The organism is Blastomonas natatoria (genome assembly GCF_003201955.1).
GTDB lineage: Bacteria > Pseudomonadota > Alphaproteobacteria > Sphingomonadales > Sphingomonadaceae > Blastomonas > Blastomonas natatoria.
Window position 1 is genome coordinate 16,178 of record NZ_QJJM01000009.1, and the last position, 25,412, is coordinate 41,589.

Sequence of the window (25,412 nt, forward strand, 5' to 3'; positions counted from 1 at the left end):
CGGGGTCGCCTTTTTACTTTTGGTGCAGTGGCCTCCTGCGCCGATCGTTGGGCGGTTGCGGTTTTTCATGCTCGGGGCCGTTTGAAGGAAGGACAAGGCTGTCATGACGATCACGCCGCTGATGCCCGTTTACCCCCGGTGCGCCGTGCGCCCGGTGCGCGGCGAAGGCTGTTACCTGATCGGAGAACGTGGCGAGCGATATCTGGACTTCGCGAGCGGCATCGCGGTCAACCTGCTGGGCCACGGCCACCCGCACCTGACGCAAGCCATCCAGAAACAGGCCGAGACGCTGATTCACGTCTCCAACCTCTATGGAAGCCCGCAGGGCGAGCATCTGGCGCAGCGGCTGGTCGATTCGACCTTTGCCGATACCGTGTTCTTCACCAATTCGGGCGCCGAGGCGTGCGAATGCGCGATCAAGACTGCGCGCGCGTATCACCAGTCCGAGGGCGGCGATCCCAACCGCACCGTGCTGATCACCTTTAGGAACGCCTTTCACGGTCGCACGATGGCAACGATCAGCGCGTCCAATCAGGAAAAGATGCACAAGGGCTTTGCCCCCCTGCTGCCGGGCTTCCGCTATGTCGATTTCGACGATCTGGAAGGCGCCAAGGCTGCGATCGGCCCCGATGTCGCAGGCTTCCTGGTCGAGCCGGTCCAGGGCGAGGGCGGCGTGCGTCCTGCTTCCCCTGAGTTCATGAAAGGCCTGCGCGCACTGTGCGACGAGCACGACCTGATGCTGGTGCTGGACGAGGTGCAATGCGGCGTCGCGCGCACCGGAACGCTCTATGCCTATGAGCAATACGGGATCGAGCCCGACATCATGGCGACCGCCAAGGGCATTGGCGGCGGTTTCCCGATGGGCGCATGCCTTGCCACCGAAAAGGCGGCGCGCGGCATGGTCGTCGGGACGCACGGCTCCACCTATGGCGGCAATCCGCTGGCCATGGCGGCGGGCGAGGCGGTGCTCGACGTGGTCGACAATCCCGAGTTCCTGGCGCATGTCCGCAATATGGGCGAGCGGCTGCGTGGCGCACTGGAGCAGCTCATCCCCAATCATGATGCGATCTTCGATTCGGTCCGCGGCATGGGTCTGATGCTGGGCCTCAAGCTCAAGGACCGGGCGGAAAACCGCGCTTTCGTTGCGCATCTGCGCGATCATCACGGGCTGCTGACCGTGGCGGCGGGCGAGAATGTCGTGCGCATCCTGCCGCCGCTGGTGATCGAGCAGGCACATATCGACGAGTTCATCGAGCGCCTGTCCGCAGGTGCACGAGACTTCGCGCTGCCTGAGGCTGCTTGATACCTGGCTAGCCCTCTCTCCTTCAGGGGAGAGGGCTGGGAGAGGGGTGAAGGCGCAACGCCGCATGCCCCTCTCCAACTTTGCCTGGGCAGCGATGCTGCCAAGGCTCCGTATCCTCTCCCTGCGAAGGAGAGAGGAGGGGGGAGATCATTCATGACCCGTCATTTCCTGAACCTGTCCAATGCCGGGCACGATGCCCTGGCCGCAATGATCAACGACGCGCTCGACCGAAAGACGGCGCGGCACGGCTGGCCGAGGGGCAAGGCCGATCCCGACGCGCCGCTCGAGGGGCATACGCTCGCCATGGTGTTCGAGAAGAATTCCACCCGCACCCGCGTATCGTTCGACATGGCAATCCGGCAGCTTGGCGGAACCAGCCTGATCCTCGATGCCGGCAGCACGCAACTGGGGCGCGGCGAGACGGTGGCGGATACAGCGCGCGTGCTCTCGCGCATGTGCGATGCCATCATGATCCGCACCGACGATCATGCCAAGATCGAGGAGATGGCGCACTTCGCCTCCGTTCCCGTGATCAACGGTCTGACCGACCTGTCGCATCCCTGCCAGATCGTCGCCGATCTGCTGACCATCATCGAGCATCGCAAGACGCTGCCCGGTCTGGTCGTCGCCTGGCTGGGCGATGGCAACAACGTGCTCAACTCGATCGTCGAGGCCGCAGGGCTGATGAAGTTCACCGTGCGCATCGGCTGCCCCGACGGCTATGATCCCGACCCGGTGTTCGTGGCAGCAGCGCGTACGGCTGGCGGTACGATCAGCTTCCATCGCGATGCGCAGGAGGCAGCGACGGGTGCCGATGTGATCGTCACCGATACCTGGATTTCGATGGGCCAGCTTCACGCCGAGGAGAAATTGAAGGCGATGATGCCGTTCCAGGTCAATGATGCGCTGATGGCCAGGGCGAAGAAGGACGCGCTGTTCCTCCATTGCCTGCCTGCGCACCGGGAAGAGGAAGTGACGGCCAGCGTGATCGACGGGCCGCAATCGGTGGTCTGGGATGAAGCCGAAAACCGGCTGCACGCGCAGAAATCGGTGCTGCGCTGGGTGTTCGGTCAGTTGTAAGAAAAAGGCCCCGAAAGCAGCGCTTCCGGGGCCTTTGTGTATCTTGCAGGAACCGGCGGGATCAGCTGGCGATCAGGTCGCTGTGCTTTTCGGTCAGCTTGTAGGCGCGTTCGTACCATTCCGAGCCCGGATAGTTCGCGCCCAGCACCGCAGCCGATTTCTTGGCCTCGGCAGGGATGCCCAGCGCCAGATAGCATTCGGTCAGCCGGTACAGCGCTTCGGCGGTGTGGCTGGTGGTCTGGTACTTTTCGACGACTTCGCGAAAGCGCAGCGTGGCCGCCAGCCAGTTGGAGGCGCGCTGATAATAGCGGCCGATTTCCATTTCCTTGCCGGCCAGGTGATCGTTCACCAGATCGACCTTCAGCCGCGCGTCCGACGCATAGCGGGTATTGGGATAGCGGCGCATCACTTCGCCCAGCGCGGCAAGCGCCTGCTGGGTAATCTTCTGATCGCGGGTCACGTCGCTGATCTGCTCGTAATAGTTGAGCGAGATCAGATAATAGGCATACGGCGCGTCCTTGTTGCCCGGGTGGATCGACAGGAAACGCTGCGCCGACTGGATCGACTTGTTGTGATCCTTGGCAAGATAATAGCTGAACGCGCTCATCAGCTGCGCACGGCGGGCCCAGGGCGAATAGGGGTGCTGACGCTCGACCTCGTCGAACAGCTCGGCGGCGATCTTGTTCTGGCCGCGATCGAGCCGGTCCTTTGCGGCCATGTACAGCGTGCTGACATCGCGCGCGATATAGTTGGTGTTGACCTTGTCCTTGCCGCCTGCGCAGCCTGAAAGCACGGTCAACGCTGCCGCGCCTGCCAGAGCCAGTTTCAATGCCTTGTTCATGGCCGCAACCCTTATCGGCTAAGCACCCGTGCGCCAAGCGCAAATCCTGGGGGGCGGGAAGGATTCACCGCACGGGTTTTCGCCTAGTTTTGGCTGGCTGTATCGCCGATGAACCATGGGGAATCAGAAGCTGCCGTTGATGTCGAGCCTGACCACGGGGCCGAAGAATCGATCCCGGTCCTCAACAAACGCCACCGGTCCGTCGCGGCGAGCGACATAGAAGGTGCGGCGGAACGCCTCGTTGGTGCCGATAAGGTTCGACAGGCCGAGCCGGACGGTGAGCCCTCGCACATCCTTGTTCTCGACATAGAAGCCCAGGTCCCCGCCATCGATCGGGAATTCGGCGAGCTGGCTCAGGCGCACCTCGTCGGCCTGTGAAAAGTCGAAATAGTTCGCGCCCACCGCCCAGTTGCCGCCGGGAATGTCATAGCGGAATTCAGCGCTGAATTCATGGATGAGGTCGCCCGAGATGCGACGGTTGATGCCGGTCAGCGGGTCGGGAAGGCTCGACTTGCGATACGTATAGTCGATGTCGAAGCGCACCCCGGTCCAGCCGATCACGTCCATCTTGAAGGTGGAATCGATCGAAACGCCCCAGATGGTCGCGCTGTCGATATTGCCGGGGGCCTCGCCGGTCGCGCCGATCGGCACCTGATCGACGATATCCTCGACGAAATTGACGAACGCCTTGGCATTGATCGAGCCCAGCGCGCCCAGATTCTTGGTCGCCTGAAAGTCGATATTCCAGCTCTGTTGCGGCACCAGATCGGGATTGCCGCTATTCTGGTTTTCCGCGCCGAGGTCGGCCGAGGCGACGAAATCGAAGAAGTTGAGCTGGCCGACATCGCGCTGCAGGCGCAGGCTCAGGTCGAGCGACTGGACCGGCTTCCAGGCGAGCGAAACGAAGCCCTTGGGACGGATGAAGCTTCGGGTCAGGCCGTTGGGGCCGGATTGCATGATCTGCGAATATTCGCCGCCGATCGAGGTCTGCAGCGTCAGGTTGGACGAAAGCGGGCGGCCATAGCTGAGGCCGATCTCGGCGCGCTTTTCCTCGACCGTCGCGTCGGAGCCTGGCAGCGGCACCGGGTTGAACCGGCCCGCCGTGTCGAGCAGCTTCAGCTCGGCATCGGTATCGAGCTTGTTGATCGCGCCTTCGAGGCTGAACTGCCAGTCGGCCTTGCCCGCCTTCCAGCCATATTCGGCGCGCGCGATCGTCTCGGTCTCGTCGATCCGGGTCGCCAGGCTGTTGCCCTCGCGCGGACGGCGGTCCTCGAAATCGAGGAAGATGCGCGTGAAGAACGGGCTGTGCTCGAACCGGCGCAGGCCGATGAGCTTGAGATTGCCGCCCCACAAGGGAAACAGATAGTCGCCGCCGATCTCGTAATTATTTTCCTTCTCGGTCTCGAGATAATCGCGGTCGCGCACCACCTCGCCGTCCGAATCCTCGGTGATCCGAACCCAGCGCCGTTGATAGGCGAGGTTGAGATTGCCGATCTGGCCGGTATCGCCGGTATATTTGATGCCCGCCGCGATCCGGGGTTCGTCGCCATTGACATACAGCTCCTCATAGCGCCGGTCGGTGACATTGCCTGCGGCATCGAGCACACGCTCGGTCCCGGCATTGCCGTTGCGGAAGCTGTTATTGGCGAGGCTCAGCGTATAGGCGATCTTCCCCGCCTTGCCGCTCACCGAAACCTCGCCGTTCAGCAGCTGCGGATCGGTGCGCCGGAAGCGCACGCGCGGGCTGTAGCGGAACTGGCCGGTGAGGCTGTCGACCTTGCTGACGATATTGACCACCTGGCCGGTCAGCCCCGGCAGGTTGAGCGTCGCGCCGTCGATCAGCTCGATGCGGATGACATTGGCCGCGCCGATGCGGCCGAGTTCGGACACGGCATCGTTGCTCTTGCCGGAGAAGCGCTCGCCGTTGATCAGCACGTTGCTCGACACCTGGCCCAGGCCGCGCCGGTCCTCGCCCTCGGCGATCGAAAAGCCGGGGATCTGGCGCACCATGTCCAGCGCGGTGCGCGGCGCGAACTGCGTGAAATAGGCGGGGTCGAAACTGCGCAGCGGCGTGGCTGTCTGGTCTGCCGACGCGGGCGTGGCGGGCCCGGCCTCCTGCGCCCGAACCATGGCGGGCAGGCCAGCCAGGGCGATCGCCGCCACGGATGCAAGATACCGGATTTTCACGAAATTTCCCCTGCCTTTTGCGGATGCCGCCCGATTGTCGCAGCTCTTCAACTACATCCGTAGTCGTTCCCTGCGTCCGATCGCATCTGCAATGCGCCGCAGCTTCGACGGGCGCACCTTCGGCTTCGACGAGCAGCTTTCATGTCGCTCATGTGCAATCCCGTTTACCGCCGCCGCCTGGCCGGTTAAGACCTTGGCGTTCAGGGGAAGGACGCGCCATGGACCCGCATGACATTATCGAACACCGCCCGATCGAGCCGCGCAGCGGCGTGCGCCGGATGGAGGGCGTCCCGCGCATCGAGTTTCGGTCTTCGACCTTTGCCTGGCTGTTCCAGTCGGGCACCGGCTGGATGATCCTTGGCGTTGCGCTCGCGCTGCTCGCGGGCGGCATCTATGCAGGCTATGGCTGGCAGACCGGTGCGGTGCTCGCGGTCGTGCTGGGCGCGTGGATCGGCTGGAACGCGATCGAGAACCGCGCGAGCCTGTTCTGGATCGACGACCAGCGGCTGTTCATGCGGCGCGGCATCCTGATGCGCAGCGAGGAAGAGATCGAGCTCTATCGCATCAAGGACGTGAAGGTTGAATTCTCCATCATCCAGCAGATGTTCGACAATGGCACCATCTGCATCAGCTCGTCGGATTCGACCGGGCGCACGGCCTCGGCTGCGCCGCATCCGCGCACGATGATCGAGGTGACCAATGTGCGCGACGCGCGCGCGATCCGCGCCGAGCTGCGCGACCGCGTTGAAGCCATCCGCCAGAAGCGCGGCGTGCGCGAATTCGATATCGGTTAAGGGGTTTACAATGACATTCCGGACTTTCGCACTCGCCGCTGCCACCGCGCTGGCGGCAATCTCTGCCCCCGCCCTGGCCAAGCTGTCGCCCCAGGAGGCGAAGATGGTCGCGGCGGTGGACAAGGACCATGACCGATGGATCGGCGTGCTGGAGGCGATCACCCGGCAGAATAGCGGCAGCCGCAACATTCCCGGCGTCAGGAAGGTGGCCGAAATGGTGACGCCCGAGCTGGAAAAGCTGGGCTTCAAGGTCGAATGGATCGACCAGAGCGCTGCCAAGCGCGCCGGACACCTGATCGCCACGCGCACCGGACGCCCGGGCAGCACCAGGATGCTGCTGATCGGCCATCTCGACACCGTGTTCGAACCCGATTCGCCGTTCCAGAATGTCCGCCGCATCGATGCCAACACGCTCGAAGGGCCGGGGATCGAGGATAACAAGGGCGGCGTCATCACCATGTTCGCCGCCCTCGACGCGATGCAGAAGGCGGGCACGCTTGCTGCCGCGACCATCACCATCGTGCTCACCGGTGACGAGGAGGACGCGGGTGACCCCATCGACATCGCACGCGCGGACCTCGTCAAATGGGGCCAATGGGCCGATGTCGCGCTCGATTTCGAAGGGCTGAGCCAAGTCGACGGCAAGGATATGGGCTCGATCGCGCGCCGCTCATCCTATAGCTGGCAGGTCAACGCTACCGGCAAGGAAGGGCACAGCTCGGGCATCTTTTCGGCGAGCGCGGGCCATGGCGCGATCTACGAGCTCGCCCGGATCATCGACCAGTTTCATGACGAGCTGCCCGAGGACAAGCTGACCTTCAATGTCGGCCTGATCGCGGGTGGATCGGTGGCGCAGCTCGATACCGACCTCGTCCGCGCGCAGGCGGCGGGCAAGACCAACATCATCCCCGCCCAGGCGATCGCGCGCGGCGATTTCCGCACGCTGAGCGACGAACAGTCCGAACGGGTCAAGGCGAAGATGCAGGCGATCGTCGCCCAGCATCTGCCCGGCACCAGCGCCGAGATCATCTTCGAACAGGGCTATCCCCCGATGGCCCCGACCGAAGGCAACCGCGCGCTGCTCAAGCGGCTCAACGTCATCAACGCGGACCTGGGCCTGGAGCAGATGGCCGAGCTCGATCCCTTGAAGCGCGGCGCAGGCGATATCTCGTTCGTTGCGCGCTATGTCGACGGGCTGGTCGGCATGGGGCCAGCAGGCGACGGCGCGCACGCGCCAGGCGAGACGGTGGATCTGCCGAGCATCAAGCGTCAAGCAAAGCGGGCTGCGATTTTGATGAGCCGGTTGGCGATGGAGAAAAGGTGAGGGGCGGGTTTGGCGAACTGAATGGTAGATTATGGATAGGAAATGGACTTATGAGCCATGCTGTTGATCGCAATTGTAGCCGCTGGAGCCCGGTCGTTTACATATCAGGTATTCACCACCTTCGACGGCCCTCAGACGAAAACGAAATCTAACGTCCTCTCGGAGTGACGTGTGTCCGAAATAGCGGACTTGCACGACCCGGTTCGCCAAGTGCCCTGATTGCACCTGCGAGATGTGCAGCCTGGCAGAAAACCAACCATGACCGAGCACATCGTTGGGGTCATAGCTGGCGGGTTCGCTATTCAAATTCTCCAATCGACCAATAGCTACAACATCTCCTCCTGCGACAGCAAACCCACGCGGTGGCCCCCAATCGGGTACCGAGTGGCAGCCGCCAAGGGAAAGCGCAGTAGCTATGATGGTTGTTGAAGCAAGTTTGCGGTTCATGGCTAAATAGTGACGTAGAGACACTATTTGCACAATGTTCACTTTGGTGTCGTTTTGAAGACGGCACATTGTCTCTTCGACCGCCCTAAAGCCGCACCAACCCCGCTCAGCCTGAGCTTGTCGAAGGCCCCGCTATACGGCTCACGTGGGCGCAGGTCCTTCGACTTCGCGGGCTAAAGCCTGCGGCTCCGGAGGAGCGGGGGTGGTTAGGGGTGGCGATTTCCCGCTTGCCTGCGAAGGCAGGCATCCATCTCCAGCCCGCGCATCTGGACTCAACCGTCTGGAGAGGGGCCCCTGCCTTCGCAGGGGACCGGGGAAGGGGCGGGCTTGCACTGGCCCTTCGCGGCTTCGCGTGAATCCATTGTTCAAGCGGAGAGGCGAAGGCGCGAAGAGATGTCATACAGACGCCATCTGAACGCCCAGGCTCTATTGATTTCAGAACCACTTCGTCACCCCCGCGAAGGCGGGGGTCCCGCTTTTGGCGCGACTGTTGCGCGAAAGCGGGATTCCCGCTTTCGCGGGAATGACGGGAGTAACGATTCACGGCTAGTGGAAACCGGACGCCCCGATTGCTAGCGGGCAACGAACGGGTGAGGCATCCGGCTTCCGCGACAGGGTTAACGCTCGGCTCGTCGATTCGCTGTGACGCAGTTCACACCCGATTCAGCTTTGCACGCATAGCTGACCTGTGCATTTTCATCGACGAACCGTGGAGGGACCAGAACGCATGGCCAAGGAACGTAGCCCCGGCTTCAAGCTGGGCATGACCGTGCTGATCGGCGCGCTGCTCGCGATTCCCTTGTTCATGGTCTATGCGCTCGTCTGGGATCGGCAGAGCCAGTCTGAAACGGCGCGCGCCAGCGTCGCCGAGGGCTGGGGCGGGCCGCAGATGCTCGCAGGGCCGGTGATGGTCATCCCCTATCGCCAGCAATCGGTCGAGACCGTCACCGAGAACGGCAAGGCGACGACGCGCGCGGTGACGATCGAGCGCGAGCTGTTCCTCGCACCCGTCACCAACACCGCATCGGTCGATGTCGAGCCTGAACGGCGGACCAAGTCGATCTACGAGACCGTGGTCTATGAGGCCCGGGTCAAGGGCACGGCGCGGTTCGCTCTCCCTGAGGATCTCGCCCGCTTCGGGGTGAAGCCCGAGGAGCTGATGCTCGACCGCGCGGAGGTCCGCGTCGGCATTTCGGATGCGCGCGGGCTGCTCGCCGACAACAGCCTCGCCATGGCGGGCCAGTCGTTGCCGCTGCGCCCCGGCAAGGGGTTGGGCTCCACCAATGGTTCGGGCTTCTTCGCCTTTGCCGACTGGTCCGCGAGCGCCGGTGCGCCGCTCGATGTCGCCTATCGCTTCGGCGTGCGCGGCAACGGCCAGCTGATGCTGATCCCCGATGCCGAATCGACCGACTGGACGGTGCGCTCGCACTGGCCGCATCCCAGCTTTGCCGGGCAGTTCCTGCCGAACAATCGCTCAGTGACCGACAAGGGCTTCACCGCACGCTACAAGATCAGCAATCTCGCGCTGGGCCGTGCGATCGTGCAGCTGCCCCAGCCCGGGGAGCAGATCGGTGCCGGTGCGCAGATGGCGCAGATCGATCTGATCGAGCCGGTGAACCTCTACAGCCAGGTCGACCGTGCGGTGAAATACGGCTTTCTGTTCATCGGTTTCACCTTCCTCGCGTTCCTGATGTTCGACATCATTGCAGGCGCGCGCGTTGCGGCGGCGGAATATCTGCTGACCGGCGCGGGCCTGATCCTGTTCTTCGTGCTGCTGCTCGCCTTTGCCGAGATCATCGGGTTCACGCTCGCCTATCTGCTCGCCTCGGGCGCGATCATCGGGCTCATCAGCGCCTATAGCGCCGCGGTGCTGGGCAGCACCAAGCGCGCCGGGTTCATCGGCGGGCTGCTGCTCGGGCTGTACGCTTTGCTCTATGTGCTGCTCAACCTTGAGGCCTATTCGCTGCTGATCGGATCGGTGCTTCTGTTCGTGGCGCTGGCGGCGGTGATGTATGTCACGCGGCGGGTCGACTGGTCCGGCCTGGGGAAGCGTGAGCCCGAGCCCGAGCCCTCTAGGGACTTGCCGGAAGCGTAAAGCCGTTCATAGTGCATCCAAACGATAAGATGAGGATGCACCCATGGATTTCACGCTTCCGGCGGAGCTGACCGCCTATCTGGCAGAGCTTGACGCGTTCATCGCGAAGGAGATCAAGCCGCTCGAACAGGCGGACGACAATATCCGCTTTTTCGACCATCGCCGCGAATGGGCGCGCACCGATTTCGACAACGGGGGCCTGCCGCGCCACGACTGGGAAGAGCTGCTGCGCGAGGCGCAACGCCGTGCCGATGCTGCCGGACACTGGCGCTTTTCCGCGCCCAAGAAATATGGCGGCAAGGATGGCTCCAACCTGTGGATGGCGGTCATCCGCGAGCATTTCGCGGCGCAGGGGCTGGGGCTGCACAACGACCTGCAGAACGAGCATTCGATTGTCGGCAATTTCCCCTTCGTCGCGATGTTCGAGGAATTCGGCACCGAGGAGCAGAAGCAGGAGTTCATCCTGGGCGGGTTCGAGCGCACGCGGATCACCGCCTTCGGCCTCACCGAACCCAACCACGGATCGGACGCGACGCATATGGAGACGCGCGCGGTGCGCGAGACGCGCGATGGCTTGCCCGGCTGGCGCATCGATGGCGAGAAGATGTGGATCACCGGCATGCATGTCGCGACGCATTGCGCGCTGTTCGCGCGCACCAGCGGCCAGGATGGCGACGCGCGCGGCATCACCTGCCTGCTGGTTCCCACCGACACGCCGGGGCTGAAGATCGAGGAATATCTGTGGACCTTCAACATGCCCACCGATCACCCGCGCCTATCGTTCACCAATTGCTGGGTGCCCGAAAGCGCGATGCTGGGCGAGGAGGGGCGCGGACTCTCGCTGGCGCAGAGCTTCGTCCACCAGAACCGCATCCGCCAGGCGGCGTCTTCGCTGGGCGCGGCGGTGTTCTGCATCGAGGAAAGCGTAAAATATGCGCGCGAGCGGCGGCCGTTCGGCAAGGCGCTCGCGGAAAATCAGGCGATCCAGTTCCCGCTGGTCGAACTCGCGACCCAGGCCGAGATGCTGCGCCTGCTGATCCGCAAGACCGCGTGGGACATGGACAACATGCCGCACAAGGCGATCGAGCGCGAACTGTCCGACAAGGTCAGCATGTGCAATTACTGGGCGAACCGGCTGTGCTGCGAGGCGGCGGACCGGGCGATGCAGGTGCACGGTGGCATCGGCTATTCGCGCCACACGCCGTTCGAGCATATCTATCGCCATCACCGGCGCTATCGCATCACCGAAGGGTCGGAAGAGATCCAGATGCGGAAGGTGGCGGCCTATCTGTTCGGCTTTCTGGGGCCCAGGCGCGCGCTGTTCGAATAAATTCCTCCCCGAGCTTGTCTCGGGGAGGGGGACCGCCGACCAGAGGTCGGTGGTGGAGGGGAAGCGAGGTGGTGCGTCGCTTCATAATCGTGCCATCCCGCCGCCCCTCCACCACCCGCTGCGCGGGCGGTCCCCCTCCCCCAGCAAGCTGTGGGAGGATTTAAGAACAGCCAAGCGTCAACTTTGATTGACACTCCCGCTTGTCGCAGCGGTGCAATGTGTTAGACAGGCAACTTATGGCCTTTCCCTTTTCCGCCATCGTCGGCCAGGACGAAATGAAGCGTGCCTTGCTGATCAGCGCGGTCGATCCGCGCATTGGCGGGGTGATGGTGTTCGGTGATCGCGGGACGGGCAAGTCCACCGCCGCGCGCGCCCTCTCGGCGCTGCTGCCGCCTATGCTGGCGATCGCGGGTTGCCGCTATAATTGCGCACCCGAAGAGGCCGATCGCTGCCCCGATCAGTGCGGATCGCGCAAGACCGCCAAGGTGCCGGTACCGTTCGTCGATCTGCCGCTGGGCGCGACCGAGGACCGGGTACTGGGCGCGCTCGATCTGGAGCGCGCGCTGGGGCGCGGTGAAAAGGCGTTCGAGCCGGGGCTGCTCGCGCGGGCGCATCGCGGATACCTCTATATCGACGAGATCAACCTGCTCGAGGATCACCTGGTCGACCTGCTGCTCGACGTCGCGGCGTCGGGCGAGAACCTCGTCGAGCGCGAGGGGCTGTCGGTGCGCCATCCCGCGCGCTTCGTGCTGATCGGCAGCGGCAATCCGGAAGAGGGCGAACTGCGCCCGCAGCTGCTCGACCGGTTCGGCCTGTCGGTCGAAGTGAAGACGCCGCAGGATATCGAACAGCGCATCGAGATCATGCGGCGCTGCGACGCGCAGGAGCGCGATGCCGCCGCTTTTGCCGCCGACTGGGCCGACGCGGATGCGAAGATCGTCAAGCGTATCGCCAGGGGCAAGAAGGCGCTGCCCACGGTCGGCATGCCCGATTCGACGCTTCAGGATGCGGCCAGCCTGTGCATCGCGGTGGGGGCAGACGGTCTGCGCGGCGAATTGACGCTGATGCGGGCCGCGCGCGCCTATGCCGCGCTCGAGGGCGCGAAATCGGCCGAACGCAAGCATCTGCGCGCCATTGCGCCTATGGCGCTGCGCCATCGCCTCCGCCGCGACGTGCTCGACGAGACGGGATCGACCGCGCGCATAGACCGGGCGCTGACCGAGCTTTTCGGATGACCGACACGCTGATGGCGGCCCGGTTGCTGGCCGCTGCGCCAGCGAGGCTGGGCGGCATCTGGCTGCGCGGGGCGGGGCCCGAGCGCGAGGCTGCGCTGGCGCTGCTGATGGCCGCGTTCGAGGGTCGCGCCGTGCGCCGCGTCCCCGTGCATATCGACGAGGAACGACTGTGCGGGGGGCTGGATGTTGCGGCATCGCTGGCGGCCGGGCATCGCATAGAACAGACCGGATTGCTGCAGGAGGCGGCGGGGGGCCTACTGGTCGTGCCAATGGCCGAGCGGATGTCCGCGCTGGTCGCAGGGCGGATCGCGCAGGCGATGGATGCAGGCGCGGGCTTCGCGCTGGCGCTGATCGATGACGGCGGGGAGGATGAAGGGGCGCCGGTTTCGCTGACCGAGCGGGTGGCGTTCTGGTGCGAGGGGGTGGGGGCCTTGGTTTCAGCCAACGCGCCGCTGGCCCCATTCCCGTCTGTCCCGAGCCCTTCGACGCCGCCTGTCGGCGTCGCTCAGGATAAACTTCAGCCTTTGGCTGAAGTCGAGGGACCTTCTCCAACCTCAGCGAATACGTCCGTCGACATGCTCGGGACAAACGAAGGGGGGGATTTTGCTCCAAGCCTCGCCAGCCTCTCCCTTGCCCTGGGCGTCGATTCCGCACGCGCGCTTCTGTTCGCGCAGACCGCGACGCGCCTGCACGCCGAATGGCACGCGCGCGATCCCGGCGAAGAAGACCTCGCTTTCGCTGCGCGCACCATCCTCGGGCCGCGCGCCACGCGCATCCCGCAGCAGGCGGATGACCAACCGGCTCCGCCCCCCGAGCCTGAAAACGAACCGCCACCGGGCGATGCGGAATCCGAGCAGGACCATCACGATCCCGACGCGCTCGACGATCTGGTTCTCGCTGCAGCGCTTGCCTCGATCCCCAAGGATGTGCTCGCGCGGATCGGCGAGGGACGCGGTGCCCGGCGCGCGAGCGGTGCGGGTGGCGCAGGGCGCAAGCGCGCCTCGCAGCTGCGCGGGCGGCCGCTCGGCGCTCGGCCCGGCCTGCCACGCGGCGGGGCACGACTGGCGCTGATCGATACGCTGCGTGCAGCCGTGCCGTGGCAGGAGATCCGCCGCCAGCAGGAAGCGCAGGACGCGCCGAAACGGCTGCGCATTCGCAAGGGCGATCTGCGTATCCGCCGGTTCGAGGAGCGCGCCGAGGCACTGACGATCTTTGCGGTCGACGCTTCGGGATCCTCGGCGCTGGCGCGGCTGGCCGAGGCCAAGGGCGCGGTCGAGCTGATGCTCGCGCAAAGCTATGTGAAGCGCGCGCAGGTGGCGCTGATCGCCTTCCGGGGTACGGCTGCGGAGCTGCTGCTGCCCCCGACCCGATCGCTCACCCGCGCCAAGAAGGTGCTGGGCGAACTGCCCGGCGGCGGCGGGACGCCGCTCGCGCTGGGTCTCGCTGCAGCATCGGAGCTCGCCGAGACCCAGGCTGCGCGCGGGCGCACGCCGTTTGTGGCGCTGCTTACCGACGGCAAGGGCAATATCGACAAGCATGGTCAGCCGGGCCGCGCCCAGGCGGGCGAGGATGCGCTGGCCGCTGCGCGCCGCTTCGCCGCATCGGGGACGCAGGGCGTGGTGATCGACATTTCCGCCCGGCCCCAGCCCGAGGCGGCGGCGATTGCCGCCGCGATGCGCGCGCGCTATCTGGCGCTGCCACGCGCCGACGCGCGGGGGGTGGAGCAGGCGGTGAGCGCGCTGCAATTCGGGAAAGCGTCATGAGTTCGGTTCGCTGGGAGGTCGAGGGGCAGGACTGGCCCAATCGCGAATATAGCCGCTTCGTGCGCACCGCGATGCTCGACTGGCACGTCCAGATCGTCGGGCCCGAGGGTGCACCGGTGCTGCTGCTCGTCCACGGTACGGGCGCAGCGACGCACAGCTGGCGCGATCTGCTGCCGCTGCTGGCGAAGCACTACTGCGTGATCGCGCCTGACATGCCGGGCCATGGCTTCACGCGAGGGCGGATTTCGGGCGGGCAGAGCCTGCCGGGCATGGCGAAGGCGCTGGGCGAGCTGCTGACCAAGCTGGGCTATGCCGCCCCCTCGGTGATCGTCGGCCATTCGGCGGGCGCAGCGATCGGTGCGCGGCTGATGCTCGACCAACGCTGGGACTCGGCACTGATCGGCATTACGCCGGCGCTGATGCCCTTTCCGGGGCTTGCCGCGCGGCTGTTCCCTGCGCTCGCCCGCGTGCTTTTCGTCAACCCGTTCACCGCGATGATCTTTGCCCAGATGGCCAGCGGCCGGGGCGAGGTCGCGCGCTTCCTCAAATCCTCGACCGGTTCGCGCATCGACGAGCGCGGGGTCGATCTCTACCACCGGCTGTTCCGCACATCGGACCATTGCGCCGGCGCGATCGGGATGATGGCAAACTGGGACCTCGACACGCTCTCGGCCAGCCTGCCCGGTCTGGCTGGACGGACGCTGCTGATCCATGGCGGGCGCGATGCCATGATTCCCGCCGATTCGGTCGAGCGTGCTGCGGCGCTGATCGCCGGGGCCGAGCAGAAGGTCATTCCCGATCTGGGACATCTGGCGCATGAAGAAGCGCCCGATCTGATGGCCGATATGATCCTCGCATTCGCTGCTGCCAGCCCTGCCGTGGCGGCCTGAAAGCGATGGCGGGGTTCAGACAGCGCTGGGTCGGCTGGCGCAACAGCATCATCGGCAACCCCGCTTTCCAGTCCTGGGCCTCGCGCTCGATCCTGGCGCGCGGCATATCGCGCGTGCGGGCAAGGCGGCTGTTCGACATCATCGCGGGCTTCACCTATTCGCAGACGCTCTACGCCTGTGTCGAAGGCGGCATCGTGGCAAGGCTTGAGGACGGGGCTGCAAGCTCGGCCGAGCTAGGCGCGCTGGCGCGGCTGGGCGAGGATGCGACTCACCGATTGCTTCGGGCTGCGGCAGCCCTGGGGGTGATCGAAAGCGTCGGCGAGGATCTGTGGATGCTCGGCGAACAGGGCGTCGCGCTGACCGGCAATCCCGGTGCGATCGCGATGATCCGTCACCATCATCTGCTCTATGCCGATCTGGCCGATCCGCTGTCATTGCTGCGGGGCGAACGCAGCGCGCCGGGCGCGCTCGCAGGCTATTGGCCCTATGCGCTGGGCGACGGCAGCGAGGGCGAGAATCAGGCGGCGGTCTCGCCCTATTCGCAGCTGATGGCCGCCTCGCAGCCGATGGTCGCCGATCAGGTGGTGCATGCCTGGCGCTTTGGCCAGCACCGGCGGATGCTCGATGTCGGCGGCGGCGCAGGCGCGTTCATCGCGGCGGTGGCGGATGTCGCACCGGCGCTCGAATTCGGCCTGTTCGATCTGCCTGCTGTCACCGCCATCGGCGCGCGGCAACTGGGCGAACGGGGCGTGCGCGTCACCCCGCATCCCGGCGATTTTCGCAACGACTCCATTCCGCAGGGCTATGACCTGATCACGCTGATCCGCATCCTGCATGATCATGACGACGACCTGGCGCAGAGCCTGCTGGTCAAGGTGCACGCCGCACTGAAACCGGGCGACACGCTGCTGATCGCCGAGCCGATGGCGGGCACGCCTGGCGCCGAGGCTATGGCAGACGCCTATTTCGGCTTCTATCTGCTCGCCATGGGATCGGGCCGCGCGCGTACCCCGCAGGAAATCGGCGCCATGCTGACCAAAGCGGGCTTTGCAGGCTGGAGCGAGCGACGCACCGGCCTGCCCATCGTCACGCGCGTGATTGCCGCTACGGCCTGACATTCCGCTCATCGCAAGCCGCCCGCTTCCCGTCGCGGAACTAATGCGCCTGAATCTGTAAACCTAGATTGACACTAGAGGGCGTTAATATAAGATGACACCTTGATGGAAGGTCCCTCTTCGGGGGTCTGTCGCCAAGAACAAGGGGAGCGCGCACGTGCAGGCAATGGCCGTCATTTTCGAAACGCCGCACCGCCTTGCGCTTCGCGCCCTCGCGCTGAACGCGCCCGAATCGGGCGATGTGGTGGTCGAGATCGCGTGGAGCGGCATCAGCACGGGCACCGAAAAACTGCTGTTCACCGGCAAGATGCCCAATTTCCCCGGCATGGGTTATCCGCTTGTTCCCGGCTATGAATCGGTTGGTCGCATCGTCGATTCGGGCAGCGAATGCCGCGGCCGGATCGGCGAATGGGTATTCGTACCCGGCGCCAATTGCTTTGCCGATGCGCGCGGCCTGTTCGGTGGATCGGCGCGGCGGCTGGTTGTTCCGTCCGCTCGCGCGCTGCCGATCGACGAAAGCTGGGGCAGCGATGGTGTGCTGTTCGCACTTGCCGCGACCGCCCTTCACGCCATGGCAGGCGGCGAAGCCCCGGACCTGATTGTCGGACACGGCATCCTGGGACGGTTGCTCGCGCGGCTGACCATCGCCAGCGGTGCGCCCGCGCCGACCGTGTGGGAAATCGACGCCGAGCGCGCAAGCGGCGATCACGGCTATGCCGTGGTCCATCCCGATGCCGACGAGCGCTGCGACTATCGCAGCATCTGCGATGTCAGTGGCGACTCGGCACTGCTCGACACGCTGATCGGCCGCCTGGCCAAGCGCGGCGAGGTGACGCTCGCCGGCTTCTACCAGCAGCCCCTGAGCTTCACCTTTCCGCCCGCCTTCATGCGCGAGGCGCGCATTCGCGTCGCCGCCGAATGGGGACCGGACGATCTGGTCGCGATCCGCGCGATGGTTGCCAGCGGTGCGCTCAGCCTTTCCGGACTGGTCAGCCATGTCCAGCCGGTCGAGCGGGCCGAAGCCGCCTATCCGACTGCGTTCACCGACCCTGCCTGCCTCAAGATGATACTCGATTGGAGCGCTTGCGCATGACGATGCTTGAAAACTCTGGTCCTGATGTGGCTGCCCTGCGCGAGGAAGCCGCGCATGAACCCGATCCCGTCGCCACGGGCCCTGTGACCAAGGAAACGCAGGTCATTGCCATCTATGGCAAGGGCGGATCGGGCAAGAGCTTTGCGCTCTCGAACCTCAGCTACATGATGGCGCAGCAGGGCAAACGCGTGCTGCTGATCGGCTGCGATCCCAAGTCCGACACCACCAGCCTGCTGTTCGGCGGCAAGGCGTGCCCGACGATCATCGAGACCAGCAGCGCCAAGAAGCTGGCCGGCGAAGAGGTGAAGATCGAGGATGTCTGCTTCCAGCGCGACGGCGTGTTCGCGATGGAACTCGGCGGTCCCGAAGTCGGTCGCGGCTGCGGCGGACGCGGCATCATCCATGGCTTCGAACTGCTCGAGAAATTGGGCTTCCACGATTGGGGTTTCGATTTCGTGCTGCTCGATTTCCTTGGCGACGTGGTCTGTGGCGGCTTCGGCCTGCCGATCGCGCGCGACATGTGCCAGAAGGTGATCGTGGTCGGATCGAACGATCTGCAGTCGCTCTATGTCGCCAACAATGTCTGCAAGGCGGTCGATTATTTCGGCAAGATGGGCGGCAATGTCGGTGTTGCTGGCATCCTGATCAACAAGGATGACGGCACCGGGGAGGCGCAGGCCTTTGCCGAAGCGGTGGGCATCCCGGTGCTCGCCTCGATCCCCGCGAACGAGGATATCCGCCGCAAGTCGGCCAATTATCAGATCATCGGTCGGCCCGACAGCGAATGGGGCCCGCTCTTTGCTGAACTCGGCCTCAACGTCGCCGAGGCGCAGCCGACGCATCCCCGCCCGCTCACCCAGGACGGGTTGCTCGGCCTCTTCAAGCCCGAGGATACCGGCGGCAATGTCGAGCTGGTCCCCGCGACCCAGGCCGACATGCGGGGCGGCGTGTTCGAGGAAAAGGCCTCGCTCGAAGTGGTGTACGACCAGGTATGACCGACAGCCCCGCCTTTCCTGCGCCACGCAACCCCGACCGGATCGACCTTGCGGCCGTTCCTGTCGAGGGCGGCTGCGCGTCGAAGGACACCATGCGCGCGGCAGCGGAGCAGGCGGGCAAGGGCGAGGTTCTGGCGCGCTATGCTGCCGATTATCCGCAAGGGCCGCACGATCAGCCGCAGAGCATGTGCCCGGCGTTCGGGTCCTTGAGGGTGGGCCTGCGCATGCGACGCACCGCGACGATCCTGTCGGGCTCCGCCTGCTGCGTCTATGGCCTTACCTTCACCTCGCATTTCTATGGCGCGCGCCGCTCGGTCGGCTATGTGCCGTTCAGCTCGGAAACGCTGGTCACCGGCAAGCTCTACGAGGATATTCGCGACGCGGTCCACCTGATGGCCGACCCGGCGCTCTATGACACGATCGTCGTCACCAACCTGTGCGTGCCGACCGCATCGGGCGTGCCGCTGCAGGGCCTGCCCAAGGCGATCAACGGCGTGCGCGTCATCGGCATCGACGTGCCGGGCTTCGGCGTGCCGACCCATGCCGAGGCAAAGGACGTGCTGGCAGGCGCGATGCTCGCCTATGCGCGCAAGGAAGCTTCGCAGGGGCCGGTTGCGGCTCCCAGCCATCGACCGGACCGGCCAACGGTGACTCTCCTGGGCGAGATGTTCCCCGCTGACCCGGTCGGCATCGGGCAAATGCTCGAGCCTCTAGGCCTTGCGGCCGGCCCGGTTGTTCCCACCCGTGAATGGCGTGAGCTTTACAGCGCGCTCGATTGCGCTGTCGTCGCTGCCATCCATCCCTTCTACACCGCCAGCGTGCGCGAGTTCGAATCTGCCGGTCGGCCCGTCGTCGGGTCCGCGCCCGTCGGTGTCGATGGCACCGCTGCCTGGCTCGACGCCATCGGCGCGGCCTGCGGTATCGCGCGGCCCCTGGTCGAAGCGGCCAAGAACAAGTTCCTGCCCGCGATCCGTGCGGCGCTGGATGCCAATCCGATCAAGGGTCGCATCACCGTTTCGGGCTATGAAGGCTCTGAACTGCTGGTCGCCCGGCTGCTGATCGAAAGCGGCGCGGATGTGCCCTATGTCGGCACCGCCTGCCCCAAGACCCGCTGGTCTGAACCTGATCGTGCGTGGCTCGAAGCACGTGGCGTGCGCATCCAGTACCGCGCCAGCCTGGAGCAGGATATCGCGGCGGTGGAAGAATATCGTCCGGACCTCGCCATCGGCACGACCCCGGTCGTCCAGCACGCGAAGAGCGAAGCGATCCCGGCGCTGTATTTCACCAACCTCATCTCGGCACGGCCGCTGATGGGCCCGGCAGGCGCAGGCTCGCTCGCGGTCGTCATCAACGCCGCGCTCGCCAACCAGGACCGCTTCAACCGGATGCAGAGCTTCTTCGACGGCGTCGGTACCGATGCGAATGCCGGCATCTGGCGCGACACGCCGGTCGATCGGCCCGAGTTCAAGAAGAAGTACGCCGCCCGCATGGCCGGCCTCAACAAGTCCGAAGAGGCGGTGGGCACATGACACTCATCATCGATCACGATCGGGCCGGGGGCTATTGGGGCGCGGTCTACGCGTTCACCGCGATCAAGGGCCTGCAGGTCATCATCGACGGACCCGTAGGCTGCGAGAACCTGCCGGTGACCTCGGTGCTGCATTATACTGACGCGCTGCCGCCGCACGAGCTGCCTATCGTCGTGACTGGCCTTGGCGAGGAAGAACTGGGCAAGACCGGCACCGAAGCTGCGATGCGCCGCGCCTGGCAGACGCTCGATCCCGATCTTCCCGCCGTGGTCGTCACCGGATCGATCGCCGAGATGATCGGCGGCGGCGTCACGCCCAACGGAACCAACATTCGCCGTTTCCTGCCGCGCACCATCGACGAGGACCAGTGGCAGGCCGCCGACCGCGCGCTGACCTGGCTGTGGACCGAGTTCGGCCCGAAAAAAGTCAAGCCGCTCGCCCCCCGCAAGGAAGGCGCGAAGCCCAAGGTCAACATCATCGGACCGATCTACGGCACGTTCAACATGCCGAGCGACCTGGCCGAGATCCAGCGGCTGGTCGAGGGCATTGGCTGCGAACTGAACATGGTCTTCCCGCTGGGCAGCCATCTGGCCGATGTGAAGAAGCTGGCGGATGCGGAGGTCAATATCTGCATGTACCGCGAGTTCGGTCGCAACCTGTGCGAGACGCTCGAACGCCCCTATCTGCAGGCGCCGATCGGCCTTGAATCGACAACGCTGTTCCTGCGCAAGCTGGGCGAGCTGACGGGCCTCAACCCCGAGCCGTTCATTGACCGCGAGAAGCACACGACGATCAAGCCACTCTGGGACCTGTGGCGTTCGGTCACCCAGGATTTCTTCGGCACCGCGAGCTTCGGCATCCATGCCAACGAGACCTATGCGCGCGGCATCCGCAATTTCCTCGAGCATGACATGGGGCTGCCGTGCAATTTCGCGTTCAGCCGCACGGCAGGCGTGAAGCCCGACAACGAGGCGGTGCGCGCGGCGATCCGCACCAACCCGCCGCTTGTGCTGTTCGGCAGCTATAACGAGCGGATGTACATGGCCGAATGCGGCGCGCGCGGCATGTACATTCCGGCGAGCTTCCCCGGCGCGGTGATCCGCCGCCACACGGGTACGCCGGTAATGGGCTATTCGGGCGCGACGTGGCTTGTGCAGGAAGTGTGCAATGCGCTGTTCGACGCGCTGTTCCACATCCTGCCACTGTCTAGCCAGATGGATGCCGTGGCGGCGACCCCGGCCAGAATCGAGCGGGAACTCGCCTGGACCGATGAAGCCAAGGCGCTGCTCGACCGGCTGGTCGATGCGCAGCCGGTGCTGGTGCGCATCTCTGCGGCCAAGACATTGCGCGACGCTGCGGAGAGGGCAGCACGGCGCGCAGGCGAAGATTCAGTAACCGAGGTGCGGCTGGTGGAGGAAGCCGTCGCACAGAATATGGGTGAGGTCGCGTGAGCGTCTTGTCCAGTCATCGGCCTTGGGACGGGGCCTCCAATATCCGCGTCGGGTTCGCCCGCACGGATAATCGCCTGGAAGGCGCCCAACCGGCGTTCTTCCAAATCTGGAAGCTAAGGAGAAAATCTCATGGCAGATGAAGGGATGGGTCCAACGACCTACCTCACAGAAAGCGAGGCGAAGGAGTTCCACAAGCTCTTCGTCGCCAGTTTCGCTTTCTTCACCATCGTCGCGATCATCGCGCACGTACTGGTTTGGCAATGGCGCCCCTGGTTCCCGGGCACGCCCGGCTATGAAGCGACATCGAGCCTCGACCCGGTGACCGACGTTCAGCAAAGCTAAGAAGGAAACCTGATCATGCATAGAATGTGGCAATCATTCGACGGCAACAGGATCCTGACTGCGCTTGCGGTCTTCCTGTTCGTCCTCGCACTTCTCATCCACTTCATCCTGTTGAGCACAAATCGCTACAACTGGCTGGAGCCCCCTATGCCGGCAGCTGCACCTGCGGCGGTTGCTGCGGCATCGGCGATTACACCCTGACTTAAGGGTAATGCCAGTGTGTCGCCTTGCCAGGCGATGAGGGCGGACCTGTGGGACCGGTTTTCACCGGTCCGCCCCTTTCACTGGATGCATGAGAACAAACGGGCCCCGCATACGGGGAATAATCATTCACGCTCGCCGCACAGCATCGCGGCGGCGAACGAAGGAGTCTGGCAATGGCGCTCTTGAGCTTCGAGAGAAAATATCGCGTCAGAGGCGGAACATTGGTCGGCGGGGATCTGTTCGATTTCTGGGTCGGGCCATTTTATGTCGGCTTCTTCGGGATCACGACGCTGTTCTTCGCCTCGCTCGGCACTGCGCTCATATTCTATGGCGCATCGCAGGGTGGAACCTGGAACCCCTGGCTGATCAACATCGCGCCGCCGGACCTGAAATACGGGCTTGGCCTCGCGCCGCTGAAGGAAGGCGGATTGTGGCAGATCATCACGGTCTGCGCGATCGGAGCGTTCGTCAGCTGGGCGCTGCGAGAGGTGGAAATCTGCCGCAAGCTCGGCATGGGCTATCACGTACCCGTCGCCTTCGGCGTTGCGATCTTCGCCTATGTCACGCTGGTGGTCTTCCGTCCGTTCCTGCTGGGAGCTTGGGGACATGGCTTCCCCTATGGCATTTTCAGCCATCTCGACTGGGTGTCGAACGTCGGCTACCAGTATCTGCACTTCCACTACAATCCGGCGCACATGCTCGCCGTGACCTTCTTCTTCACCACCACGCTCGCGCTGTCGATGCACGGAGCGCTGGTCCTTTCGGCCACCAACCCGGCCAAGGGTGAGGAAGTCAAATCACCCGAATATGAAGACACCTTCTTCCGCGACCTTATCGGCTATTCGGTCGGCACGCTCGGCATTCACCGTGTGGGCCTGCTGCTGGCGCTGAATGCCGGGTTCTGGAGCGCTGTGTGCATCATCATATCCGGACCGTTCTGGACCCGCGGCTGGCCCGAATGGTGGACGTGGTGGCTCAACCTGCCGATCTGGATGTGAGAGGGGTAAATCACCATGGCAAGCTACCAAAATATCTTCACCCAGGTCCAGTTGCGCGGGCATCCCGAAATGGGGATGCCGCACAAGGACGACAGCGAACCGCGCATCCCGCTCACCACCTATAGCTACTGGATGGGCAAGCTGGGCCAGGCGCAGCTCGGGCCGCTCTATCTCGGCAAGCTGGGCCTCGCATCGCTGCTGTTCGGCGCGCTGTCGATCTCGATCATGGGGCTCAACATGCTGGCCTCGGTCAACTGGAACCCCAATCGATTCCTCAAGGAATTCTTCTGGCTGGCGCTCGAACCGCCGGGTCCTGAATGGGGCTTTTCGGTCTATGTGCCGCTGGCCGAAGGGGGCTGGTGGATCATCGCGGGCTTCTTCCTGACCGCCTCGATCCTGCTCTGGTGGGCCCGGACCTATCTCCGAGCCAGGGCGCTGGGCATGGGCACGCACATTGCCTGGGCCTTTGCGAGCGCGATCTGGCTGTATCTAGTGCTCGGCATCATTCGTCCGTTCCTGCTCGGCAGCTGGTCGGAAGCCGTGCCCTTCGGCATCTTCCCGCACCTCGATTGGACCGCCGCCTTCTCGATCCGCTACGGCAACCTGTTCTACAATCCGTTCCACGCCCTATCGATCGCCTTCCTCTATGGCTCCACCTTGCTTTTTGCGATGCATGGCGCCACTATTCTGGCTGTGGGTCGCTATGGTGGCGAGCGTGAGATCGAACAGATCTACGATCGCGGGACAGCCAGTGAACGCGCCGGCCTGTTCTGGCGCTGGACCATGGGCTTCAACGCCACCATGGAATCGATCCATCGTTGGGCCTGGTGGTTTGCGGTGCTGACCACACTTACCGGCGGCATCGGCATCCTGCTGACCGGCACGGTTGTCGATAACTGGTATCTCTGGGCTCAGGAGCATCAGTTTGCCCCTGCCTATCCCGATACCGGTGTTGTTGATCCGAGCACGAGCTACGTCGCACCCGATCCGGTGCCGGCGGAGCCGAGCCTGATGGCTGCGGACCCAAGCGCTGCGGCGCCTGCGGCTCCCAGCCCGGCAGAAGGGAACTGACAGCCATGTTGACCCTATCAAAACTCACCACCATGGGCGCGCTGGCCCTGGCCGCCCTGTCCTTGAGCGCCTGTGATCTCGGGCCCAAAAAGTCCGAACAGGGCGGTTTCCGGGGAACCAGCGTTGCCCAGATCACCGATCCGGACAATACGATCGACCCGGGAACGGTGCCGCCGCCGCCTTACGAGCTGCCACCGCCATCGGGGCCGAAGGCCAGCGAGGTATATCAGAACGTCAAGGTTCTTGGTCATGTCAGCCAGGAAGAGTTCGACTATACCATGGCGGCGATCACCCAGTGGATCGTGCCGGCAGACGCCCCGCCCGAACAGGCCGGGTGCAATTACTGCCACAATGCCGAAAATCTGGCGGACGACAGCAAATATACCAAGGTTGTCGCGCGCCGGATGATCCAGATGACGCAGAACATCAACCAGAACTATTCGAACCACGTCAAGAAGACCGGCGTGACCTGCTATACCTGCCATCGTGGCAATGCAGTGCCGAAATATGTCTGGACCGATCCCAAGCCGAGCGACGGACGTCTGATGGGCAACAAGCGCGGCCAGAACACGCCGAGCCCGGTGACGGCCTATGCCTCGCTGCCGCTCAGCACGGCCAGCATGTATCTGGGGCTCGATGCCAAGGCGGCGCGGGTGCAGTCGAAGACGCGCCATCCCACGACGCTCAACCTCAAGGGCACCAAGGATGCGGAAGCCAATTATGCGATCATGATGCACCTGTCGCGGTCGCTGAACGTCAACTGCACCTATTGCCACAACAGCCGCGCCTTTGCGCAATGGGGCCAGTCGAGCCCGCAGCGCGCCCAGGCCTGGTATGGCCTGCAGATGGTCAAGAATACCAACCAGGAATATATCCATCCGCTGACCAGCGTGTTCCCGGCCAACCGGCTGGGTCCGCAGGGGGATCCGTACAAGACCAACTGCGCCACCTGCCACCAGATCCAGCGCAAGCCGCTGGGCGGTGCCCAGATGGCCAAGGACTATCCGGCGCTGCTGACGCTCGGACCCAAGGGAGCCGTGCCTGGCGCAGCGCCTGCGGGAACGGCTCCGGCCATGCCCGGCATGGCAGCGCCTGCTCCGGCAGCGGCGGCAGCAGCACCGGCTGCGGCTGCGGCGGCTGGGAACTGACCTGATGAATGAATAGAAATCCTCCCCGAGCTTGTCTCGGGGAGGGGGACCGCCGACCCCAGGTCGGTGGTGGAGGGGAAGCGAGATGGCACTCCGGTGAAGCTCAGCACGATCCCGCCGCCCCTCCACCAACCGCTTCGCGGGCGGTCCCCCTCCCCCAGCAAGCTGGGGGAGGAT

General features: G+C 64.6%; 21 protein-coding genes. 19 read left to right on the plus strand and 2 right to left on the minus strand.

Going from position 1 to position 25,412, the window contains the following annotated elements; all coding sequences use genetic code 11:
• Positions 1-103 precede the first annotated feature (103 nt).
• Together C7451_RS12260 and argF are read left to right on the plus strand one after the other, a co-directional pair.
• Positions 104-1,303, plus strand: a complete 1,200-nt coding sequence (locus C7451_RS12260; RefSeq protein ID WP_110299269.1) for an aspartate aminotransferase family protein — start codon at positions 104-106, stop codon at positions 1,301-1,303.
• Between the two features lie 153 nt (positions 1,304-1,456).
• On the plus strand, positions 1,457-2,383 hold the full coding sequence (gene argF / locus C7451_RS12265) for an ornithine carbamoyltransferase (protein WP_110299270.1): 927 nt from the start codon (positions 1,457-1,459) through the stop codon (positions 2,381-2,383).
• A 61-nt stretch (positions 2,384-2,444) separates the two neighbouring features.
• On the opposite strand, the gene C7451_RS12270 is transcribed toward argF, so the two are convergent.
• Positions 2,445-3,224 (minus strand): outer membrane protein assembly factor BamD, encoded by a 780-nt coding sequence (locus C7451_RS12270; protein WP_110299271.1) that lies wholly within the window; start codon positions 3,222-3,224, stop codon positions 2,445-2,447.
• Positions 3,225-3,347: 123 nt separating this feature from the next.
• Positions 3,348-5,411 (minus strand): TonB-dependent receptor plug domain-containing protein, encoded by a 2,064-nt coding sequence (locus C7451_RS12275; RefSeq protein WP_146215364.1) that lies wholly within the window; start codon positions 5,409-5,411, stop codon positions 3,348-3,350.
• A 218-nt stretch (positions 5,412-5,629) separates the two neighbouring features.
• On the opposite strand from C7451_RS12275, the gene C7451_RS12280 reads away from it, so the two are divergent.
• The 17 genes from C7451_RS12280 (at position 5,630) to pufC (ending at position 25,235) form a co-directional block, all read left to right on the plus strand.
• Positions 5,630-6,205 carry a PH domain-containing protein gene (locus tag C7451_RS12280; protein WP_167398531.1) on the plus strand — a complete coding sequence of 192 codons (576 nt, stop codon included), beginning with the start codon at positions 5,630-5,632 and terminating at the stop codon, positions 6,203-6,205.
• A gap of 10 nt (positions 6,206-6,215) precedes the next feature.
• The gene (locus C7451_RS12285) at positions 6,216-7,529 is read left to right on the plus strand and encodes a M20/M25/M40 family metallo-hydrolase (protein WP_110299274.1); all 1,314 of its coding nucleotides are present in this window, start codon (positions 6,216-6,218) and stop codon (positions 7,527-7,529) included.
• 1,174 nt (positions 7,530-8,703) lie between these two features.
• Positions 8,704-10,071 carry a cell envelope integrity protein CreD gene (gene creD, locus C7451_RS12290; RefSeq protein ID WP_110299275.1) on the plus strand — a complete coding sequence of 456 codons (1,368 nt, stop codon included), beginning with the start codon at positions 8,704-8,706 and terminating at the stop codon, positions 10,069-10,071.
• A gap of 43 nt (positions 10,072-10,114) precedes the next feature.
• Complete coding sequence (locus C7451_RS12295; RefSeq protein ID WP_110299276.1) at positions 10,115-11,401, plus strand: acyl-CoA dehydrogenase family protein; 1,287 nt, start codon at positions 10,115-10,117, stop codon at positions 11,399-11,401.
• A gap of 236 nt (positions 11,402-11,637) precedes the next feature.
• On the plus strand, positions 11,638-12,636 hold the full coding sequence (gene bchI, locus C7451_RS12300) for a magnesium chelatase ATPase subunit I (protein WP_110299277.1): 999 nt from the start codon (positions 11,638-11,640) through the stop codon (positions 12,634-12,636).
• Positions 12,633-14,399, plus strand: a complete 1,767-nt coding sequence (locus C7451_RS12305) for a magnesium chelatase subunit D (protein ID WP_110299278.1) — start codon at positions 12,633-12,635, stop codon at positions 14,397-14,399. Before bchI ends, C7451_RS12305 begins: the two co-directional genes overlap by 4 nt.
• Positions 14,396-15,289 (plus strand): alpha/beta fold hydrolase BchO, encoded by an 894-nt coding sequence (gene bchO / locus C7451_RS12310; protein WP_110299279.1) that lies wholly within the window; start codon positions 14,396-14,398, stop codon positions 15,287-15,289. The genes C7451_RS12305 and bchO overlap by 4 nt, the downstream gene beginning before the upstream one ends.
• A gap of 5 nt (positions 15,290-15,294) precedes the next feature.
• A complete protein-coding gene (locus C7451_RS12315; protein ID WP_244181856.1) occupies positions 15,295-16,404 on the plus strand; it encodes an acetylserotonin O-methyltransferase in 1,110 nt (369 codons plus the stop codon).
• Positions 16,405-16,570: 166 nt separating this feature from the next.
• The gene (gene bchC, locus C7451_RS12320) at positions 16,571-17,497 is read left to right on the plus strand and encodes a chlorophyll synthesis pathway protein BchC (protein ID WP_110299280.1); all 927 of its coding nucleotides are present in this window, start codon (positions 16,571-16,573) and stop codon (positions 17,495-17,497) included.
• Complete coding sequence (locus tag C7451_RS12325; RefSeq protein ID WP_060978489.1) at positions 17,494-18,492, plus strand: chlorophyllide a reductase iron protein subunit X; 999 nt, start codon at positions 17,494-17,496, stop codon at positions 18,490-18,492. Before bchC ends, C7451_RS12325 begins: the two co-directional genes overlap by 4 nt.
• Positions 18,489-20,021, plus strand: coding sequence for a chlorophyllide a reductase subunit Y (bchY, locus tag C7451_RS12330; RefSeq protein WP_110299281.1), 1,533 nt, complete (start codon positions 18,489-18,491; stop codon positions 20,019-20,021). Before C7451_RS12325 ends, bchY begins: the two co-directional genes overlap by 4 nt.
• Entirely contained in the window at positions 20,018-21,472 is a 1,455-nt protein-coding gene (gene bchZ / locus C7451_RS12335) for a chlorophyllide a reductase subunit Z (RefSeq protein ID WP_110299282.1), read from the plus strand. The genes bchY and bchZ overlap by 4 nt, the downstream gene beginning before the upstream one ends.
• 129 nt (positions 21,473-21,601) lie before the next feature.
• Positions 21,602-21,814: a light-harvesting antenna LH1, beta subunit gene (pufB, locus tag C7451_RS12340; protein WP_110299283.1), complete on the plus strand. Its 213-nt coding sequence runs from the start codon at positions 21,602-21,604 to the stop codon at positions 21,812-21,814.
• A 24-nt stretch (positions 21,815-21,838) separates the two neighbouring features.
• Positions 21,839-22,015 carry a light-harvesting antenna LH1, alpha subunit gene (gene pufA, locus C7451_RS12345; protein ID WP_337957741.1) on the plus strand — a complete coding sequence of 59 codons (177 nt, stop codon included), beginning with the start codon at positions 21,839-21,841 and terminating at the stop codon, positions 22,013-22,015.
• 176 nt (positions 22,016-22,191) lie between these two features.
• The gene (gene pufL / locus C7451_RS12350; RefSeq protein ID WP_110299284.1) at positions 22,192-23,016 is read left to right on the plus strand and encodes a photosynthetic reaction center subunit L; all 825 of its coding nucleotides are present in this window, start codon (positions 22,192-22,194) and stop codon (positions 23,014-23,016) included.
• A gap of 15 nt (positions 23,017-23,031) precedes the next feature.
• The gene (pufM, locus tag C7451_RS12355; protein WP_110299285.1) at positions 23,032-24,087 is read left to right on the plus strand and encodes a photosynthetic reaction center subunit M; all 1,056 of its coding nucleotides are present in this window, start codon (positions 23,032-23,034) and stop codon (positions 24,085-24,087) included.
• Between the two features lie 5 nt (positions 24,088-24,092).
• On the plus strand, positions 24,093-25,235 hold the full coding sequence (gene pufC / locus C7451_RS12360) for a photosynthetic reaction center cytochrome PufC (RefSeq protein ID WP_110299286.1): 1,143 nt from the start codon (positions 24,093-24,095) through the stop codon (positions 25,233-25,235).
• Positions 25,236-25,412: the final 177 nt, after the last annotated feature.

Bases quoted from the DNA above. Each gene is read 5' to 3' on its own strand.
- C7451_RS12260 (WP_110299269.1), top strand. From the start codon at position 104: ATGACGATCACGCCGCTGATGCCCGTTTACCCCCGGTGCGCCGTGCGC.
- argF (WP_110299270.1), top strand. From the start codon at position 1,457: ATGACCCGTCATTTCCTGAACCTGTCCAATGCCGGGCACGATGCCCTG.
- C7451_RS12270 (WP_110299271.1), bottom strand. From the start codon at position 3,224: ATGAACAAGGCATTGAAACTGGCTCTGGCAGGCGCGGCAGCGTTGACC.
- C7451_RS12280 (WP_167398531.1), top strand. From the start codon at position 5,630: ATGGACCCGCATGACATTATCGAACACCGCCCGATCGAGCCGCGCAGC.
- C7451_RS12285 (WP_110299274.1), top strand. From the start codon at position 6,216: ATGACATTCCGGACTTTCGCACTCGCCGCTGCCACCGCGCTGGCGGCA.
- creD (WP_110299275.1), top strand. From the start codon at position 8,704: ATGGCCAAGGAACGTAGCCCCGGCTTCAAGCTGGGCATGACCGTGCTG.
- C7451_RS12295 (WP_110299276.1), top strand. From the start codon at position 10,115: ATGGATTTCACGCTTCCGGCGGAGCTGACCGCCTATCTGGCAGAGCTT.
- bchI (WP_110299277.1), top strand. From the start codon at position 11,638: ATGGCCTTTCCCTTTTCCGCCATCGTCGGCCAGGACGAAATGAAGCGT.
- C7451_RS12305 (WP_110299278.1), top strand. From the start codon at position 12,633: ATGACCGACACGCTGATGGCGGCCCGGTTGCTGGCCGCTGCGCCAGCG.
- bchO (WP_110299279.1), top strand. From the start codon at position 14,396: ATGAGTTCGGTTCGCTGGGAGGTCGAGGGGCAGGACTGGCCCAATCGC.
- C7451_RS12315 (WP_244181856.1), top strand. From the start codon at position 15,295: ATGGCGGGGTTCAGACAGCGCTGGGTCGGCTGGCGCAACAGCATCATC.
- bchC (WP_110299280.1), top strand. From the start codon at position 16,571: ATGGCCGTCATTTTCGAAACGCCGCACCGCCTTGCGCTTCGCGCCCTC.
- C7451_RS12325 (WP_060978489.1), top strand. From the start codon at position 17,494: ATGACGATGCTTGAAAACTCTGGTCCTGATGTGGCTGCCCTGCGCGAG.
- bchY (WP_110299281.1), top strand. From the start codon at position 18,489: ATGACCGACAGCCCCGCCTTTCCTGCGCCACGCAACCCCGACCGGATC.
- bchZ (WP_110299282.1), top strand. From the start codon at position 20,018: ATGACACTCATCATCGATCACGATCGGGCCGGGGGCTATTGGGGCGCG.
- pufB (WP_110299283.1), top strand. From the start codon at position 21,602: ATGGCAGATGAAGGGATGGGTCCAACGACCTACCTCACAGAAAGCGAG.
- pufA (WP_337957741.1), top strand. From the start codon at position 21,839: ATGTGGCAATCATTCGACGGCAACAGGATCCTGACTGCGCTTGCGGTC.
- pufL (WP_110299284.1), top strand. From the start codon at position 22,192: ATGGCGCTCTTGAGCTTCGAGAGAAAATATCGCGTCAGAGGCGGAACA.
- pufM (WP_110299285.1), top strand. From the start codon at position 23,032: ATGGCAAGCTACCAAAATATCTTCACCCAGGTCCAGTTGCGCGGGCAT.
- pufC (WP_110299286.1), top strand. From the start codon at position 24,093: ATGTTGACCCTATCAAAACTCACCACCATGGGCGCGCTGGCCCTGGCC.